We start from the raw sequence: 16,910 nt of genomic DNA on the forward strand, positions 1-16,910 counted from the left end.
GACAGCCAGAGCCGCTGCTATCGGAGACTGATTGTGACTTTCATTTCCAAGACCCAACATGCCGACGTCGTCCTGATTGGCGGCGGCATCATGAGCGCCACGCTGGGCGCTTTCCTCAAGCAGCTGGAGCCGAACTGGACCATCTCCCTGTTCGAGCGGCTGGACCAGCCGGGGCTGGAAAGCTCCGACCCGTGGAACAACGCCGGCACCGGCCACGCCGCCCTGTGTGAACTTAACTACTCCCCCGCGGCCAAGGACGGCTCGGTGGACCCCTCGAAGGCCCTGCAGATCAACGAGCAGTTCCAGCTCTCCCGCCAGTTCTGGTCCCACCTGGTCACCAACTCCCTGATCGGCTCCCCCAAAGGCTTCATCAACACCGTGCCGCACATGAGTTTCGTGGTCGGCGACGCCAATGCCAAGTTCCTGCGCACCCGCTACGAGGCGCTCAAGCCGAACCCGCTGTTCCGCTCCATGGAGTACTCCGAGGAGCACGCCCAGATTGCCAAGTGGGCGCCGCTGATCGTCAAGGGCCGCGACCCGAAGCAGCACATCGCCGCCACCCGCGCCGCGGAGGGCACCGACGTCGACTTCGGTGCCCTGACCCGGGAGCTGACCGGCTATCTCGGCAACAACGGCGTGGAGATCAACTACGGCCACGACGTCACAGGTATCAGCCGGGCCTCCGACGGCGGCTGGGACCTTGCGCTCAAGCACCCGCGTTCCGGTGAGCACGGCTCCATCCACGCAAAGTTCGTCTTTGTCGGCGCCGGCGGCGGCGCCCTGCACCTGCTGCAGGCTTCCGGCATCCCGGAAAGCAAGGGCTTCGGCGGCTTCCCGGTCTCCGGCCAGTTCTTCCGCTGCACGGACGAGACCCTCGCCGCCCAGCACAGCGCCAAGGTCTACGGCCAGGCCTCCGTGGGCGCCCCGCCCATGTCCGTCCCGCACCTGGACACCCGATTCGTCAACGGCAAGCGCTCCCTGCTGTTCGGCCCGTACGCCGGCTTCTCCACGAACTTCCTGAAGAACGGCTCCTACCTGGACCTGCCGCTGTCCATCCGCCCCTCCAACATCATCCCGATGCTGGCCGTGGCCAAGGACAACATGGATCTGACCGCCTACCTGGTCAAGGAAGTCGCCAAGCGGCACGGCGCCAAGGTCGAGGCCCTGCGGGAGTACTACCCGGAGGCCAAGGACGGCGACTGGGAACTCATCACGGCCGGCCAGCGGGTCCAGATCATCAAGAAGGATCCGAAGAAGGGCGGCGTGCTGCAGTTCGGCACCGAGGTCATCGCCGGACGCGACGGCACCATCGGCGCCCTGCTCGGCGCTTCCCCGGGCGCCTCCACCGCCGTGCCGATCATGATCGAGCTGCTCCAGAAGTCCTTCCCGAAGAACTTCAAGGGCTGGCAGGCCAAGCTCAAGGAGATGATGCCCGGCTACGGCGTCAAGCTCAACGAGAACCCGGACCTCGCCGCCAAGCTCGAGGCCGAGACGGCCGCGGCACTGCAGCTGGAGCCGGTCAGCGCCACCCGCTGAAACCCTTCCGGGTTGCGGCACGTTGTACCCCTTGACGTCATGCGTTGACGCCTGCCCGTAGACCCACCAGGAGACCATAAGATGTTTCGGCTGGCCCAGCTCTCGCTAGCAAACCGGGCGCTGATCGCGCTGATCACCGTCTTCGCGTCGGTCTTCGGGGTGATCACGATGACCTCGCTTAAGCAGGAGCTCATCCCGTCCATCGAGTTCCCGCAGATCACGGTCATCACCTCGATGCCCGGGGCCTCGCCGGAAGTGGTGGACAAGCAGGTCAGCGGGCCGCTGGAGACGGCGCTGAACGGCGTCGAGGGGCTGGAGTCGACGACGTCGACGTCGCGCAACGGCGTCTCGCAGATCACCCTGGCCTTCACCTACGGCTCCAACCTGGACCGCGCCCGGAACCAGATCGACCGCGCCATCTCCAACGCCAAGCAGGCACTGCCCAAGGACGTCCAGCCGCAGGCGATCGCCGGCAGCATCAGCGACTTCCCGATCGTCTACCTCGCGGTCTCCTCCGACAAGCCGTTGAGCGAACTCAACACGGACCTGGCCCGCCTGAGCGTGCCCCGGCTGCAGAAGCTCGACGGCGTGCGCGGCGCCGAGGTGACCGGCGGTGCCACCCAGCACATCAAGATCATGCCGCGGCCGGCGGCCATGGCCGCCTCCGGCGTCACCATCGCGTCCATATCCGAGGCGCTGAAGAACAACGGCAGCCTGGTTCCGGCCGGCAGTATCGAGGAGCAGGGCAAGACGCTCTCGCTGCAGGTCGGCAGCCCGGTGGACTCCCTCGAAGCGGTCAAATCCCTGCCGCTGGGCGGCGCCCGCAGCGCCGCGACGATCGGCAGTGTGGCGGACGTGAGCATCACCGAGGACGCCCGCACCTCGATCACCCGCACCAACGGCAAGGAAACCCTCGCCGTCTCGGTCACCAAGAAGCCCGAGGGTGACACGGTGGGCATCTCCCATGCGGTGAAGGACACCATCCCGCAGCTTGAGGCCGAGCTGGGGTCCAACGCCAAGTTCACCCCCGTCTTCGACCAGGCTCCCTTCATCGAGAAGTCCATCAAGGACCTCACCACCGAGGGGCTCCTGGGCCTGGGCTTCGCCGTCGCCGTCATCCTGCTGTTCCTGCTCTCGGTGCGCTCCACGCTGGTCACGGCCGTCTCCATCCCGCTGTCCCTGCTGATCACCTTCATCGGGCTCTCGGCGACCGGGTATTCGCTGAACATCCTGACCCTTGGCGCGCTGACCATCGCGATCGGCCGGGTGGTGGACGACTCGATCGTGGTGATCGAGAACATCAAGCGGCACCTGAGCTACGGCGAGCAGAAGATTACCGCCATCCTCACCTCCATCCGCGAAGTTGCCGGCGCGATCACCGCGTCCACGCTCACCACCGTGGCGGTCTTCCTGCCGATCGCCTTCGTGGCCGGACTCGCCGGGGAACTGTTCCGGCCCTTCGCGCTCACCGTCACGATCGCTCTGGTGTCCTCGCTGCTGGTCTCGCTGACCATCGTCCCGGTGCTGGCGTACTGGTTCCTGCGGACCCCTGCGGACAAGGCGGGCACCGCCGTCTCCGAGGCCTCCGCCCGCGAGACCGCCGCCAAAGCCCACGAGGCCGAGCAGCGCAGCTTCCTGCAGCGCGGCTACCTCCCGGTCCTGACCAAGACCCAGCGGCATCCCGTCATCACCTTGGTCGCGGCCGTCCTGGTCCTGGGCGGCACGGTGGCGATGTCCCCGCTGCTCGCCACCGACCTGCTGGGCCGCTCCGGCGAAAACAGCATGACCGTAAAGCAGGCCCTGCCCGCCGGCACCAGCCTGTCCGAGGGCAGCGCCGCCGCCGTCAAGGTCGAGAAGGTGCTGCGCGGCATCGACGGGATCAAGGACGTGCAGGTCACCACCGGCAACGCCCAGTCCGGTTTCTCCGCGCTGCAGTCCACCGGGGCGGCGAATTCCAGCTTCACCGTCGTCACTGACGAGTCCGCCAAACAGGGCCAACTGCAGGACACCGTCCGCAGTGAGCTCGCCAAGATCTCCGGCGCCGGCAAGATCACCGTCGGCTCCCAGCAGGGCGGATTCGGTACGACGTCGACGGTTGACATCACGCTCAAGGCCGCCAGTTCCGCGGACCTCAAGACCGCCAGCGATGCCATGGTCAAGGCGATGGACGGCGTCCCCGGCTCCTCCGAGGTCAGCACCAACCTGGCCGCGAGCCAGCCCGTGGTCCAGGTCAAGGTGGACCGCGCCAAGGCCGTCGCGGCCGGCCTGAACGAGCAGCAGGTCGCCGGCGTGCTGGCCGCCACGATCAGCCCGGTCCCGGCCGGCACCGTCCGGATCGGCACCAACGACTACCCGGTCCGGATCGGCGAGGGCACCCGCTTTACCAGCATCGGCGCTGTCCGGGACCTCCCGCTGCCGACGGCGCGGGGCCCGGTTCCGCTGTCCTCGATCGCCTCCGTGGAACAGGTCGACGTCCCGGTCTCGATTACGGCCAGCAACGGCCAGCGGACCGCGCGCGTGTCCGTCACGCCGTCGGGCGGCAACCTCGGCGCGGTGAGCACCGAGGTGCAGGCCCGGCTCAAGTCCGTCCAGCTGCCGCCGGGCGTCACCGCGGAGATTGGCGGCGCCACCACGCAGCAGGCCGAGTCCTTTGGCCAGCTGGGACTGGCACTGCTGGCCGCGATCGCCATTGTCTACGTGATCATGGTGGCCGCCTTCAAGTCGCTCGTGCAGCCGCTGATCCTGCTGGTCTCGATCCCCTTCGCCGCCACCGGCGCGATCGCGCTGCTGCTCGTGACCGGCGTCCCGCTAGGGCTGCCGTCGCTGATCGGCATGCTGATGCTGGTGGGCATTGTGGTGACCAACGCGATTGTGCTGATCGACCTGATCAACCAGTACCGGCAGCCCCGCAACGGCGAACCCGGCATGAGCGTGGCGGACGCCATCACGCACGGCGCCCGGCAGCGGCTCCGGCCGATCCTGATGACCGCGCTGGCCACCGTGTTCGCGCTGACCCCGATGGCGCTGGGCCTGACCGGCGGCGGCGGTTTCATCTCGCAGCCGCTGGCCATCGTGGTGATTGGCGGCCTGATTTCCTCGACCCTCCTGACGTTGATCCTGGTGCCGGTGCTGTACCGGCTGGTGGAGGGCCGGCGCGAACGCAAGGCCCTGCAGAAGGCCAACGGCGGCAGGGCCGCCCACGGCCGCCGGGCCCAGCCCGCGCCGTCGGAGGCCGCGGGGTCCGGCGCCGGGGCCGGGACCCCGGGCCGCGCCGGCGATGCCCGCCCGGCGACAGGCAGCAGGGACGATGACGAGCGCGACGACGAACCGGACGAGGCGCCCGCCCTCCGGCACTGACCCTCTCCCCCGCTGATCACTCCGGGGTACAGCCGTTGGGCAGCTTCCCCGGTTTCTACTTATGGATGGGTTTGGTCAGGTCGAGGCTGATGGTCTGGCCCGGGGCCAACTCCCCGGCGGGCAGGTCGGCGAAGGTGAACCAGACGCGGTCGGTGCCGGTGAGCGGGCGGTTCGCCGCATCCAGATTCGCTAGCTCCGATATTCCGAACCGGAAGGAGATCTGGCGTTCGGTGTCCCCGGGTGCTGTGGTGTAGGTCTGGGGAATCCCGGCGGCGTCGGCGGTGAAGGCGCCTTGGGCGCCGTCAATCTTGAGCTCTCCGGGCATGAGCCTCACCCTGGTCCCCGCGGGGATAGGCCGGTCTGCGATCAGGAACGGGTTGTACTGCAGCAACTGCTCCGTGGTGCATCGGAATTTGTAGCCGAGGCTGTCGAAAGAGTCGCCGTCGACGGTGGTGTAGAAGATGGTCTGACCGAATGAATTGTTGACGCTTGTGCCTCGACCGGATCGACCGTCGACGGGATTTTTCTGCAGTTGGATGCGCTTCCCGGCACGGACAAAGTAGACGTTGCCCTTCTCGTACACGTACGGGACCTTGTTCGCTTCCGCTAACTGTTCGCCGGTGAGCCCGAACCTGTATGTGATCCCGTCGAGGGTGTCATTGGGTTCAATCACGTAGCTGATGGGGATGCCGCTGGCGTCGACGACGGCTGCACCCTTCGCCCCGACGATCGGACCCGGGGCGGGGATCAGACGCAGCTTCGTGCCCGCCAGCAGGGCTGCGCCTTGGTCGAGGCCATTGAACTCGGCAAGTTTTGCCTCGGAGATGCCGAAGGATGCAGCCACTGCTGCAGGCGCTTCACCGGCGACGGTGGTGTAGTAATCCACGTTCCCAAAAGAATCGGTGACAATGGGCCCCGCCAGGGAAGACGTCCCGGTGCCGGCCGGTGTCGCCGTCGCGGTGGCCTCTGCGGCGGTCGGAGCCGCTGCCGTGATGTCCGGACGTGTTCCTGGGTTCGAGACGATGACTATGCAGGCCGCGACCGCGGCGACCGCAAGCCCCGCGGCGGCGAAACGCCCCCAATGACGTTTGGCCGGCACGCGGTGGAAGTCGTCAACGGATCCGCCGACGGCGATCTGAGTGACGTCGGAATTCATGAACGACAGCGACCGCTGGCGGCTGAGGATCAGTTCCTCCTCGGTGATCGTGAGCGCAGGGTCGGCGGCTGAAAGCAGGTCGGCGGCGGTCTTGTCCGGGCTCATTCTGTCGCTCCTTCTGTCACTGTCTGCTGCTGAAGTATTCGGCTTAGTTCCTTGCGTGCCCGGTGGAGGCGCATTCGCACGGCAGCCGCTGATGTGTCGAGGAGGTGGGACAACTCGACGGCGGTGAGTCCGTCCCAGTACGTCAGCAGTAGCACCTCCCGCTCCTTCGGGGCCAAGCGGTCGATGCCATCCCGGACGGCGGATTCCTCGGCGGGTGCCCCGTGGATGCGCTCCAACCGCAAAGCTCCGACGAGCGCGGCAGACCGGGACAAGGACCTGTCATGGTTTCGGAGTACATTCCGGGCGACGCCGAAAAGGACAACTATGGGGAGGTCATCGCCATGTCCGGACTTCTCCCAGAGAATTCTGAAAACCTCAGCGCACAGGTCCTCCGCGGTGGCGGCACCGTCCGTCCTTCGCCGGAAATAGCGGTAGATACGGTCGTGGGCCGCCGCGTGAGCGGCCAGAAACCGTTGTTCCCTCTCCAGATCCACACGTTCCCCCATTGTTTTCAAGCCCATGCCCTGTTAATGTCCGGCAGCCAACAAACTGTAACGAGAATTTTGAAAAACTCTTAGGACGACGTCGCCGTCGTTCCTTACTGACCGCCTTGCACCGCGGCAGATGCCCACGCCCCGGCCCGCAAGACGATCCCCCTTCCGGGGTGCGTTCCAAGCTAGGCGCGCTCTACTGAGGAGCGGAACTCACGAGCTTTAGTGTTCGACCAAAGTTGCCTCAAAATCTTCTTCCGGGCTCGCCGAACGGGGCGGCGTGGAAGTCCTGGGATGACTTCCTTGACTGATCTAATGATGAGGTGAAGCCAAGAGTATTTGCTGCCCCCGCGAAGGCTGGCGCTGGCGATCGGGTTGCGATACTGTCTCCAGCATTTGCGGCACCTGCCGTCTCGGAGGCTGTTCACGAGCAGGCTATGAGGCGGCTGACGGAAACGACCGGGCTGATACCAGTCGAGTACGCAACTACAAGGCAACTGGGCGCAAGCGCGCAGGCTAGGGCAGCCGACATTAATGCCGCGTTCGCTGACCCCTCTATCCGGGCTGTACTTGCGACGATCGGTGGCAACGACCAGATCACCGTCATCAAGCACATCGACGCCGAGGTCATTACCGACAACCCGAAGCCATTCCTCGGCTACAGCGACAACACGAACCTGCACAACTTCCTGTGGGGTCTCGGGATCCCCAGCTACTACGGCGGTTCCACGCAGGTGCATCTAGGAGCAGGACCACGTGTGGATGGCGAGCACCTCGCCTCACTTCGCGCCGCGTTGATCGAGGGCGGATCCATCGAACTCACCGATCCTGGAGAGTCAGAAGACTTCGGCATCACCTGGACAGACCCCCGCGCCCTGACCCACTTCGGTATCCGCGAGGCGACGGAACCGTGGGCCTGGTCCGGTCCAACGACGGTCGTGGAAGGACGCTCGTGGGGCGGTTGTCTCGAGGTGATCGATCAGATCGCGATGGCTGACCGGATGCCGGCTGTGCGCGACCTCGAAGGGGCGATCCTGCTATTCGAGACTAGCGAGGAGCTGCCCGCCGCAGACGAAGTGCGGCGATGGGTGCGGGCCCTGGGAAAGAGAGGGATCCTCGAAGCCGCCGCCGGCGTACTGGTCGCCCGGCCACCAGTCAGCCGGCTAGGCGCACCTGTGCCGGCAGCGGACGAACGAGCCCGACTACGCGAGGAGCAGAGCGAAGTGATAATCGGGCAGGTCAGTGCGTACAACCCGGACGCGGTCATCTGCGTCGGAGTTCCCTTCGGCCACACCCGACCCCAATGGATCCTTCCCCACGGAGGATTGATCCGGCTCGACGGAATCACCAAAACAATTACCGCTGACTACAGCTGAGGCGCCCCGGTCGAGGATTCGGAAATGGGACCGGCCGGCGCTCTGCGTTTGACGCGGCGCCCGTTAGCCGATCCAGGGGCGCTATCGGGCCATTATTGTGTAGCGTCCTACTTCCCCTCGGCTCGTCGTCACGATCCCGTCCAAAACTCCGCCGCAGCGTTCTATGGTCTTTACCGAGGGAACGTGCCCCAGGACGTCCACGTCCCGGCCTGATTCGTGACGCAGAGCGATTCCCCCAAGGACTTTGCCGTCCTCGACGATCCAACGGAACGTGGCCCCGTCGTCTACTGAGGATTCCTTGGCGGAGAGCCGATCGACGAACTCGAGGAATCCCTCCGACGAACGAACATCGTCGGTCTCCAGCAGGCCGAACCCCTCCTCGTGGAGGCCGTCGCCCCACTCCTCGTATGCTTCTCGCCACGCCGTATACAGGCCAACCGAAGGACGGACGAGCAGAGACATAGTCCAACGCTACCGTCCACGAGCGTCCCGTCGAGGGATCCCTCACTGAGACACATCCATTGTCATTTACCTCACGTAGACGCTCTCTTTTGCGAACGTATCGCTACCAATCCTTTCGGAGTGTCTCGTCGGGAACGACATAGGAGCTGGAGTAATGAACCCAATCGTCCCTGCGTCCCTCCCTGAAAAGGCGGTCTGCAACCATCTGGCACTCCTGCCAATCTTTCCGGGAGTCCTGCGGCCCATAACCGACAGCTTGACCGAGTTGATCCAACGTCACCAGCCGCGTGACTCCCGGCGCAGTCGCCACTTCGTAAGTGATCGTTCCTTTGAGGGAGAGCCAGCTCTTGCGGACGGGAATTTCGATCAGACGGAAGTAAGTGCCTTCATTGGCGAACATGGCAGCAGCCGCCGCGCTCTCTTTTGATTCCGGCTCAGCATTGACGAAATCCGTGAACTTCTGGAGAAGTTCTTCGTAGTCGGCGTTGAGGACTTCATCCACTTCTCCGTCCGTATGCACGTACCGGTCACTGAGGCTTCCGCTGCCGCCCTTCATTGACGAGCGGAGCCACAGTCGAACCTCCTCCACAGCATCTTCCGATGGTTCGCTCTGAAGCGCTCTGGCAAGGGATTCGCATTTGAGCGCCACGACAGTGAGGTTCATGTGTCTTAGCAAGGACGCAAACCGCATCATGTCGGCTGCCAGTACTTCCGTGTCCGTTTTCATTAGGCTTCTTTCGCGCGGTAGGGGTAAAGCTAACCACGGGAGGACGCCGCCTTCACGGTTTCCCGGTCTGAGGAAGCCGATCCTTATCGGGAGCCTCAGGAGGCCGCCCGTAAGCCGGTCCCCACCCGTCCAGTCATCCGCCTGTTTCCTGACTACGGGCATCGGTGGCCACTTTGGGAGAACAGCACCGCCGAGCACCCGACCAACTACGCAATGAAGCCAGCAGATTTCGGACTCTCACAGACCCTAACTGGCCGGCTTCGCGCTTGGTACGACGCCTGGGATACCGAGAACCTGTATGAGAAAGGTTGGAGTTCATGCGCCAACGAACGGGCCTGGAAAGCTGAGGGCGCCCGTATCGCCGAGCAACTTCGCGCAGAAGTCAAAGCCTTCGCTGACGTGGAATACGACGGATAGCGGCCCCGCCCCACGGGTGTCCCGTAAGAGGATCCTTTACCGGGCAGCCGTGCCGGTCCGTGCGAGCCAGTCCTTCACTAGGGCGGCGGTGAGTTCCGGGCGTTCAAGATGGGCATTATGGCCGGCGGAATCCAGCACCGCGTAGGTTCCTCGGACATAGTGGTCGCGTAGTTTCCATCCGTCCTCGTACCCCGTCACGTGATCCTGACGCCCGAAAAGGTGCAACGAGGGCGCTTCGAACGGAGCAGGGTGCGCGATCTCCGGATCGACCGAGAGCGCATACTGCTCTGCCACCCGTTCAAGAATGGTTTGGTTCGCGCCACGGAGTCCAGGAAGTACATACGTGTTGAATGCGTCGAGCGTGGCCTCGCTCTGGACTACGGCCATCTCTTCGTAGTCATCCCTCGCCTGGCCAGCCAAAGCCAGAACGGAGGGGTCCTCTCGGACAACCTGCCGACGGGGAGAATGCGCGCCTGATGGGTCGGCTCGTACACGCCCGCAAGAGTAGCCAGTCCAAGGATCTGATCTCGACGCTCGTGAGCGACGTACCGGGCAATCATGCCCCCAAAGGAGTTGCCTATCACCGCGAAGGGCCGGTCGCCAAGACACTCATGGATGTCGTCCAAGGCCCCGTGTGCGACATGATCTGCGCTAATGGCGTTGCTGTCAGCATTTCCTTCGGCCCACGGCAGGTCGATATAGATGCGCTGCCACCCGGATTCTTCAATGGCGTCCTCTAGCGGCAGCATGATCCGATGATCAACGCCGAATCCGTGGATCACGATTAGCGGAAGGCCTTCTCCTAAGACTTGAGCAATCACGACCAGAGCCTACAGGCCTAGCCGGTGGGCCACCGAACGCCAAGCGCCAGAAGTGACTGCCCCACCTAGGAAACGAAGACGACCGCACCTGGCTCGCCATACGTCTGCCGATCAAAAATCAGCTCCCTTCCACCTTCAATCTCGATTTTGAGTCCATTCGGAAGATCCACGGCGGAGGTGAGGGCGAAGAGGGAATTTAAAGGCCTCCCGTACCAACCGTCAGGTAACACCAAGCCAGCCCGCCCGTGCTTTTCGAAGAAACGCTCGACTATATGGGCAGGCGGACCAAGAGTCATCCAGGGCTTACGGGTCATAGGTCGATCCTACCGACGGGCTTCCTTCACCGGACCTGCCCTCTGTCGCCCCCGGTGAGGGTGCCCTATACGGACGCTTCCGGGGACTCAACGCATGCGGCACCCGGGCCCGGCGGCGGCCGGGGACGGCACGGGCCGGAGGGCGAGGAATAATCCGACAAAGACGGCGTTGTAGAGGGTGATACATGCAAATGCATGTAAATCGGGTATAGTAGAAGCAGCAACCGGAAGTCTCCGGCCCCGGAAAGGAACACCATGCAGATCGGCGTCTTCAGCGTCAGCGACATCACCACCGACCCCACCACGGGCCGCACCCCCACGGAACACGAGCGCATCAAAGCCTCGGTTGCCATCGCCAAGAAGGTCGAAGAAATCGGCATGGACGTCTACGCCATCGGCGAGCACCACAACCGCCCGTTCTTCTCCTCCTCCCCCACCACCACGCTGGCCTACATCGCGGCACAAACCGAGCGGATCATCCTCTCCACCGCCACCACGCTGATCACCACCAATGACCCGGTGAAGATCGCCGAGGACTTTGCGATGCTCCAGCACCTCGCCGACGGCCGGGTGGACCTGGTCCTGGGCCGCGGCAACACCGCCCCGGTCTACCCCTGGTTCGGCAAGAACATCCAGGACGGGATCGAACTCGCGATCGAGAACTACTCCCTGCTGCGCCGGCTCTGGGACGAGGACACGGTCAACTGGTCCGGCAAGCACCGCACCCCGCTGCAGAATTTCACCTCCACGCCGCGCCCGCTCGACGGCGTCGCCCCCTTCGTCTGGCACGGCTCCATCCGCACCCCGCAGATCGCCGAAGTGGCCGCGTACTACGGCGACGGATTCTTCGCCAACAACATCTTCTGGCCCAAGGAGCACTACCAGCAGCTGATCGGCCTCTACCGTGAACGCTACGAGCACTACGGCCACGGCAAGGCGGACCAGGCAATCGTCGGCCTGGGCGGCCAGTTCTTCATGCGGAAGAACTCGCAGGACGCGGTGAAGGAGTTCCGCCCCTACTTCGACAACGCCCCGGTCTACGGCCACGGCCCATCGCTCGAGGACTTCACCTCGCAGACCCCGCTGACGGTCGGCAGCCCGCAGGAGGTCATCGAAAAGACCCTCACCTTCCGCGAGTACTTCGGCGACTACCAGCGCCAGCTGTTCCTGATCGACCACGCCGGCCTGCCGCTGAAGACCGTGCTGGAGCAGCTGGATCTGTTCGGCGAGGAAGTCCTGCCGGTGCTCCGCAAGGAATACGCCGAGAAGACTCCGGCCCACGTGCCCGAACCGCCGACCCACGCCGGTCGCGTGGCCGCCTCGGTGGCGGCCCGTGAGGCCGCGCCGCAGGACGCCTGATGTCCGCCGAAGCGGCACCGGCGGAAACCGGCCGGGCGGGAGCACCGGCGGAATCGGGCACCAGCCCGGCGTCGCCGGTGCGGCTCGCGGCGCAGACCTGGGAGTCGCTGTTCCGGGCCCAGGTCGCCGTGATGCGCAGGCTGCAGGCCGGACCGGCGTTTAAGTCCCTCGCCCTGAACGAGTACGACGTGCTGTTCACCCTCTCCCGCTGCCCTTCCGGTTGGCTGCGCCAGAACGAGCTCAACGACCACGTGCTGCTGAGCCAGTCGAGCTTGAGCCGTTTGGTGGAGCGGTTGGAAAAGCGGGGCCTCGTGGAGCGGCAACCCGCGCCTGACGACGGCCGCGGCGTGCTCGTCCGGCTCACCGAGGCTGGGCGGGAACTGCAGAAGGCCATCGGGCGGGAGCATGTCCGCGACATCGTGGATCTGGTGGGCCCGGCACTGACCGCCGAGGAACAGCGTGAGCTGATGCGCCTGACGGAGAAGCTGCGGGCCTCGGTCCTGGGCCGCTAGCTGTGCTGCTCCGCCGCGGGCCCGGGGGTATCAGCGGATGGCGACCAGCGCCGCCGGGTCCTCGACCGGCAGGTCGCCGGTGACGGTGGCGGTGACCTTGAGCTCCCGGAGCGAGAGGCTGCCGCCAACGGTGGACAGGAACGCGGTGTCCGAGGAGTCCCGGCCTGCGGTAATCCGGAGCATGCTCTCCCGGGGCGCGAGGCCGGTCGGATCTATCACGTGCCAGGCCCCGTTGACATGGGCTTCAGCCACGGCATGGAAGTCCATCGGGCTCAGCCCCGGGGCGTAGACGGCGGCCAGCCGCGCCGGGACGTTCTTGGACCGGAGCAGCGAGATAGCCAGGTGGGCGAAGTCCCGGCAGACGCCGCGCCGGTGCAGCAGTGTTTCGACGGCGCCGTCGGTGCCGCGCGATGAGCCGCTGACGTAGCGCAATTCGCTGAAGACCCAGTTGCGCACGGCGTGCAGCAGTTCCCCGCCGTCCAGCCCGCCGAACTCGGCGTACGCCGTCGGGAGCAGCCGGTCCGACTCGGCGTAGCGGCTGGGCCGCACGTAGCGGATAAGCTCCATCAGCCCGGGTTCCTCCGGAGCGGCGAAACCGGTGACGGTAGCCCCGTACTCCACCAGCACCTCGGTGGGCTCGGCGAACTCCATGTAGTGGAAGCGCCCGCCGTGGTGGTCCGAGAGCTCGGTCAGGGGCACGTCCTCGCCGCCGGCCGTCACGGACAACGACTCCTCGAATCCGCTGTAGCCGGGGTTGCGGGCAACAGCCACCGCCATCGCGACCTTGGTATCGGCCACGGTCTTGAAGGCCAGGCGTGCGGACACGATGCGTTCCATGAATCTCCGGAGGGTGCGAGCGAAGCCGCTGGCTTGTCAGCGGGCGGGCGGTCGCCCCGGGCCGTTGTAGAGGGCGCGGGGCGGGACTAGTTTTTGATCTTCAGCGACATTAGCATCCGCTGGACATTGGCGAATTCCGAGCCCTCGTTGACGTATTTGTCCGCCTGGCCCAGCGTGTCAAAAGACTTGGCCGGGGCGACTTTCTGGTCCGGAGCGAACGCCTTGAACTCAGCCAGATCGCCGAAGGAGTAGTCGCCCTTGCCCTCGGGGCCGCGGACAATGTTCCGCAGGGTGCAGGCTTTCCCGCCCGCCCCGCCCACCACGTTGGTGATGCCGTAGGAGCCGAAGTACTTGTAGCCCTGGATCACACGGAAGACCACGTGCGGGTCGATGGTTCCCTCCCCGCCGCGGTGCGGCAGGTCCACCGGAACGCTGCTGACCACCACATACGGTTTCGCCGCCGGGGCCTTGCAGGAGGCGGCGGCCTGGGGCCGGAGCCCGGTCTGCAGAGTGGCCAGGTACCGGCCTTCCGCGTCCTTGACCTCGATCCTGAGCGCTCCCGGCAGGGTGCCCGGTGCCGGAGTGAGCGACTGCGCAATCCACTCCTGCGGCAGATCGAAACTCACGGTCTTGCCGGGATCGTAGAACGTTTTCCAGGCCACCGCCGTCGCACCCGCGGTGGCGCCGGCAGTTGCGCCGGCGGAAGCGGTGGCCGTCCCCGAGGCACCCGGACCAGCCGCCGTCGACGCTGCGCTTGCGGAGGGGCCCGACGTCGCGCTTCCGCCCGGAGGTGCGGCCGTCCAGGCCGGCGCGCCCTTGCCTTCGCTGCTGCAGCCGGCGAGCGCCGCCGCGGTGAGCGCCAGTGCAGCGGCTAGCCGGAGTCCGCGGGGAAGTGCCGTGCCAGTCATGCTGCCAGCGTAACCGCGGGCCGGGGCTGTTCAGGGCTTCCGGAACCGCGTTTCGCAGAAGCGGACGCCGCGGCCGTCGGCACGGCCCGCCGCAGGTCCGGCAGCGAAACAAGGCTAGGCTGGGGGGATGGCGGAACAGCACTTTGATGCAGCGGAATCTGGCGGCCCGGACGGCGTGGCGCGGATGTCCGCCGTCGACATCGCAGACTGGCGGCTCCGGACCTTCGCGCTCTACGCCACCGTGCGGAAGATCGCCGCGGACAGCCCGGCCGAAGCGCACTCCTACTGGCGGCAGGAGCGGGACCGGATGTTCGGCACGCACCCCGCCTCACCCCTGACGGACGACGCCAAGGCAAGTTTCGGCGGCCTGAAGACCGCGGACTACGACCCGATCTACCGCTTCCACGTGCCCATCACGAAGGAGGGCGCCGGGCGGGAGATGAACGTCGAAACCGGAACCGACGGCGTCGTCCGCTTTGTCCGGCTGGGCACCTTCGACCTGCCGGAGATGGGCCAGCTGGCCGTCTGGAAGCTCAACGGCTACGGCGGCGGCATTTTTGTGCCGTTCCGCGACGCCACCGCGGGCCAGCCCGGGGGCAGCTACGGCGCCGGCCGCTATCTGCTGGACACCATCAAGGGCGCCTTCCACGGCGTCACCGGTTCGGGGCCCGGTGCCGAGTTCGTGCTGGACTTCAATTTCGCCTACAACCCTTCCTGCGCGTACAACGAGGCCTGGGCATGCCCCCTGGCCGGGCCCTCGAACCGGCTCGCCGTGGACATCCCGGTTGGCGAGCTGTACTAGCCGAATGGATTCGCAGCTACAACAGGCGCAGCCTGCCCCGCCCGTTCCGCCGGGCACCGCGGCAGCCGTCCGCTCGGCTTCGTCGCCGGCAGCTTTTTCCCCGTCGGCTCCGTCCCAGTCGGCTTCGGCGCGCCGCCACTACCGGGGTGTGCTCCGGTACCCGGTGGCCCGGCAACTCCTGCGCTTCGCCGGCGTCGGGGTGGTTTGCACCATCACCTCGCTGGCGCTCTACGCCTTCCTGCGGCCGTGGATCGGACCCCAGCCGGCCAACGCGGCCGCGCTGATCATCACCTCGCTGATGAACACCGCGCTGAACCGGCGGCTGACGTTCAAAATCACCGAGCGGCACCGGATGAAGCGCGACCACCTCAACGGGCTGATCGTCATCCTCGTGGCGCTGCTGATCACCGGTGGCAGCCTCGGCATCCTGCACTGGATCAACCCGGACGCGACCGTGGCCGCCGAACTCTGGACCACCACGCTGTCCGGCTTCCTGGCGACAGCCGTGAGGTTCACGATGCTCCGGCACTGGATCTTCCGCCGCGCCCGGCACCGCTAGCCCTCAGCGGCCTGCCACTTACCCAAGGGAACGGACGCTGCCGACGGCGGTGCGCACCGCGGCCGCCGCCTCCTGCAACTGCGCCGCGGTGATGGAGGAATCGAAGCTGAAGCGGACGGCGGTCTGGGCCACCTCGGCGCTGATCCCCATCGCCAGCAGCACCGGCGAGGGCTCGTCGGAGCCCGCGGCACACGCCGAACCGCTGGAGCAGATGACGCCCTGCCGCTCCAGCTCCAGCAGTACGGACTCGCCGCTGGTTCCCGGGAAGCAAAACGACGCCACCGAGGGCAGCCGCTCGACCGGATGGCCGGTCAGGACGGCTCCCGGCACCGCGGCCAGGACCGCGCCAATGAAGTCATCCCGCAGGGCAGCGACGCGCGCGGCGGATTCCGGCTGCGACGGCCCGGCGAGGCTCAGCGCCGTTGCCAGCGCCACCGCCCCGGCAACGTTCTCGGTCCCCGAACGGCGGCCGCGTTCCTGGCCGCCGCCGTGAAGCAGCGGCTCCAGCCGGGTCCGGCTGCGCACGAACAACGCCCCGCAGCCTTTCGGGGCGCCCAGCTTGTGGCCGGAAAGGCTCAGGGCATCCACCCCCAAGGCACGCGTGTCCAGAGGCAGCCAGCCCGCGGCCTGCACGCCATCACTGTGCAGCGGGACACCGTGCCGGCGGGCCAGCGCCGCCAGCCGGGCCACCGGCTGGACCGTGCCCACCTCGTTGTTTGCGTACATGACGCTGGCCAGCGCGGTTTCGGGCCGGAGCACGGCCGCGAGCGCCTCCTCGCTCACCTGCCCGTAGCGGTCCACGTCAATCACGTCGACGGCGAAGCCGTGGACGCGTTCGAGGTACCGGGCGGATTCCTCCACCGCCGGGTGTTCGACGGCGCTGATCGCCACCCGGTCCAGGCGCGGGTCCGCGGCGCGGCGGGCCAGGGCGATGCCCTTGACGGCGAGATTGTCCGCTTCCGTGCCGCCGGAGGTGAAGACGACCTCGCCGGGCCGGCAGCCCAACGCTTTCGCCGTGGTCTCCCTGGCCCCGGCGAGCGCTGTGGCGGCGGCGTCGCCGAGCGAATGGTGGCTTGAGGGGTTGCCGAAGTCGCCGCTGAGGTACGGCCACATGGCCTCAAGTACCTCGCGGCGGACCGGTGTGGTGGCGGCGGCGTCCAGGAAGATCACG

The 16,910-nt window shown here is 66.4% G+C and carries 18 protein-coding genes; 8 read left to right on the plus strand and 10 right to left on the minus strand.

Annotation, left to right across the window (positions count from 1 at the left end; translation table 11 throughout):
- The first annotated feature begins 33 nt into the window (after positions 1 to 33).
- On the plus strand, positions 34 to 1,536 hold the full coding sequence (locus AC1MED_RS11875) for a malate:quinone oxidoreductase (protein WP_479783449.1): 1,503 nt from the start codon (positions 34 to 36) through the stop codon (positions 1,534 to 1,536).
- 81 nt (positions 1,537 to 1,617) lie between these two features.
- Positions 1,618 to 4,893, plus strand: a complete 3,276-nt coding sequence (locus tag AC1MED_RS11880; protein ID WP_479783450.1) for an efflux RND transporter permease subunit — start codon at positions 1,618 to 1,620, stop codon at positions 4,891 to 4,893.
- Positions 4,894 to 4,948: 55 nt separating this feature from the next.
- Here AC1MED_RS11880 and AC1MED_RS11885 read toward each other — a convergent pair whose 3' ends face one another.
- Positions 4,949 to 6,154, minus strand: coding sequence for a LysM peptidoglycan-binding domain-containing protein (locus AC1MED_RS11885; RefSeq protein ID WP_479783451.1), 1,206 nt, complete (start codon positions 6,152 to 6,154; stop codon positions 4,949 to 4,951).
- The gene (locus tag AC1MED_RS11890) at positions 6,151 to 6,540 is read right to left on the minus strand and encodes an RNA polymerase sigma factor (protein WP_479786664.1); all 390 of its coding nucleotides are present in this window, start codon (positions 6,538 to 6,540) and stop codon (positions 6,151 to 6,153) included. The genes AC1MED_RS11885 and AC1MED_RS11890 overlap by 4 nt, the downstream gene beginning before the upstream one ends.
- Between AC1MED_RS11890 and AC1MED_RS11895 the strand changes: the two genes are divergently transcribed.
- Both AC1MED_RS11895 and AC1MED_RS11900 read left to right on the plus strand, forming a co-directional pair.
- Positions 6,436 to 6,732 (plus strand): hypothetical protein, encoded by a 297-nt coding sequence (locus tag AC1MED_RS11895; protein WP_479786753.1) that lies wholly within the window; start codon positions 6,436 to 6,438, stop codon positions 6,730 to 6,732. The two genes, AC1MED_RS11890 and AC1MED_RS11895, sit on opposite strands and share 105 nt — an antisense overlap.
- Positions 6,733 to 6,968: 236 nt before the next feature.
- On the plus strand, positions 6,969 to 8,021 hold the full coding sequence (locus tag AC1MED_RS11900) for a S66 family peptidase (RefSeq protein ID WP_479783452.1): 1,053 nt from the start codon (positions 6,969 to 6,971) through the stop codon (positions 8,019 to 8,021).
- 81 nt (positions 8,022 to 8,102) lie between these two features.
- Here the strand turns inward: AC1MED_RS11900 and AC1MED_RS11905 are convergent, their stop codons facing one another.
- The 5 genes from AC1MED_RS11905 to AC1MED_RS11925 all read right to left on the minus strand — a co-directional run bounded on the left by AC1MED_RS11905 (position 8,103) and on the right by AC1MED_RS11925 (position 10,762).
- Positions 8,103 to 8,483, minus strand: coding sequence for a hypothetical protein (locus AC1MED_RS11905; RefSeq protein WP_479783453.1), 381 nt, complete (start codon positions 8,481 to 8,483; stop codon positions 8,103 to 8,105).
- A gap of 103 nt (positions 8,484 to 8,586) precedes the next feature.
- The gene (locus tag AC1MED_RS11910) at positions 8,587 to 9,210 is read right to left on the minus strand and encodes a hypothetical protein (RefSeq protein WP_346959222.1); all 624 of its coding nucleotides are present in this window, start codon (positions 9,208 to 9,210) and stop codon (positions 8,587 to 8,589) included.
- 453 nt (positions 9,211 to 9,663) lie between these two features.
- Positions 9,664 to 10,014 (minus strand): alpha/beta fold hydrolase, encoded by a 351-nt coding sequence (locus AC1MED_RS11915; protein ID WP_479783454.1) that lies wholly within the window; start codon positions 10,012 to 10,014, stop codon positions 9,664 to 9,666.
- Positions 10,005 to 10,448 carry an esterase/lipase family protein gene (locus AC1MED_RS11920; protein ID WP_479783455.1) on the minus strand — a complete coding sequence of 148 codons (444 nt, stop codon included), beginning with the start codon at positions 10,446 to 10,448 and terminating at the stop codon, positions 10,005 to 10,007. Before AC1MED_RS11920 ends, AC1MED_RS11915 begins: the two co-directional genes overlap by 10 nt.
- Positions 10,449 to 10,513: 65 nt before the next feature.
- Positions 10,514 to 10,762 carry a hypothetical protein gene (locus tag AC1MED_RS11925; RefSeq protein WP_479783456.1) on the minus strand — a complete coding sequence of 83 codons (249 nt, stop codon included), beginning with the start codon at positions 10,760 to 10,762 and terminating at the stop codon, positions 10,514 to 10,516.
- 255 nt (positions 10,763 to 11,017) lie between these two features.
- Here AC1MED_RS11925 and AC1MED_RS11930 point away from each other — a divergent pair, with 255 nt between their 5' ends.
- Both AC1MED_RS11930 and AC1MED_RS11935 read left to right on the plus strand, forming a co-directional pair.
- Positions 11,018 to 12,121, plus strand: coding sequence for an LLM class flavin-dependent oxidoreductase (locus AC1MED_RS11930; RefSeq protein ID WP_479783457.1), 1,104 nt, complete (start codon positions 11,018 to 11,020; stop codon positions 12,119 to 12,121).
- The gene (locus AC1MED_RS11935) at positions 12,121 to 12,633 is read left to right on the plus strand and encodes a MarR family winged helix-turn-helix transcriptional regulator (protein ID WP_479783458.1); all 513 of its coding nucleotides are present in this window, start codon (positions 12,121 to 12,123) and stop codon (positions 12,631 to 12,633) included. The genes AC1MED_RS11930 and AC1MED_RS11935 overlap by 1 nt, the downstream gene beginning before the upstream one ends.
- Positions 12,634 to 12,663: 30 nt before the next feature.
- Here AC1MED_RS11935 and AC1MED_RS11940 read toward each other — a convergent pair whose 3' ends face one another.
- Positions 12,664 to 13,470 carry a transglutaminase-like domain-containing protein gene (locus tag AC1MED_RS11940; RefSeq protein ID WP_479783459.1) on the minus strand — a complete coding sequence of 269 codons (807 nt, stop codon included), beginning with the start codon at positions 13,468 to 13,470 and terminating at the stop codon, positions 12,664 to 12,666.
- Positions 13,471 to 13,556: 86 nt separating this feature from the next.
- Positions 13,557 to 14,378, minus strand: a complete 822-nt coding sequence (locus AC1MED_RS11945; protein WP_479783460.1) for a hypothetical protein — start codon at positions 14,376 to 14,378, stop codon at positions 13,557 to 13,559.
- 127 nt (positions 14,379 to 14,505) lie between these two features.
- Between AC1MED_RS11945 and AC1MED_RS11950 the strand changes: the two genes are divergently transcribed.
- Positions 14,506 to 15,180 (plus strand): DUF1684 domain-containing protein, encoded by a 675-nt coding sequence (locus AC1MED_RS11950; RefSeq protein ID WP_479780899.1) that lies wholly within the window; start codon positions 14,506 to 14,508, stop codon positions 15,178 to 15,180.
- A gap of 4 nt (positions 15,181 to 15,184) precedes the next feature.
- Entirely contained in the window at positions 15,185 to 15,739 is a 555-nt protein-coding gene (locus AC1MED_RS11955; RefSeq protein WP_479783461.1) for a GtrA family protein, read from the plus strand.
- Positions 15,740 to 15,757: 18 nt separating this feature from the next.
- Here the strand turns inward: AC1MED_RS11955 and AC1MED_RS11960 are convergent, their stop codons facing one another.
- Positions 15,758 to 16,909 (minus strand): cysteine desulfurase family protein, encoded by a 1,152-nt coding sequence (locus AC1MED_RS11960; RefSeq protein WP_479783462.1) that lies wholly within the window; start codon positions 16,907 to 16,909, stop codon positions 15,758 to 15,760.
- Position 16,910 lies beyond the last annotated feature (1 nt).

The sequence above is a fragment of the Arthrobacter sp. BI5 genome (genome assembly GCF_056680065.1).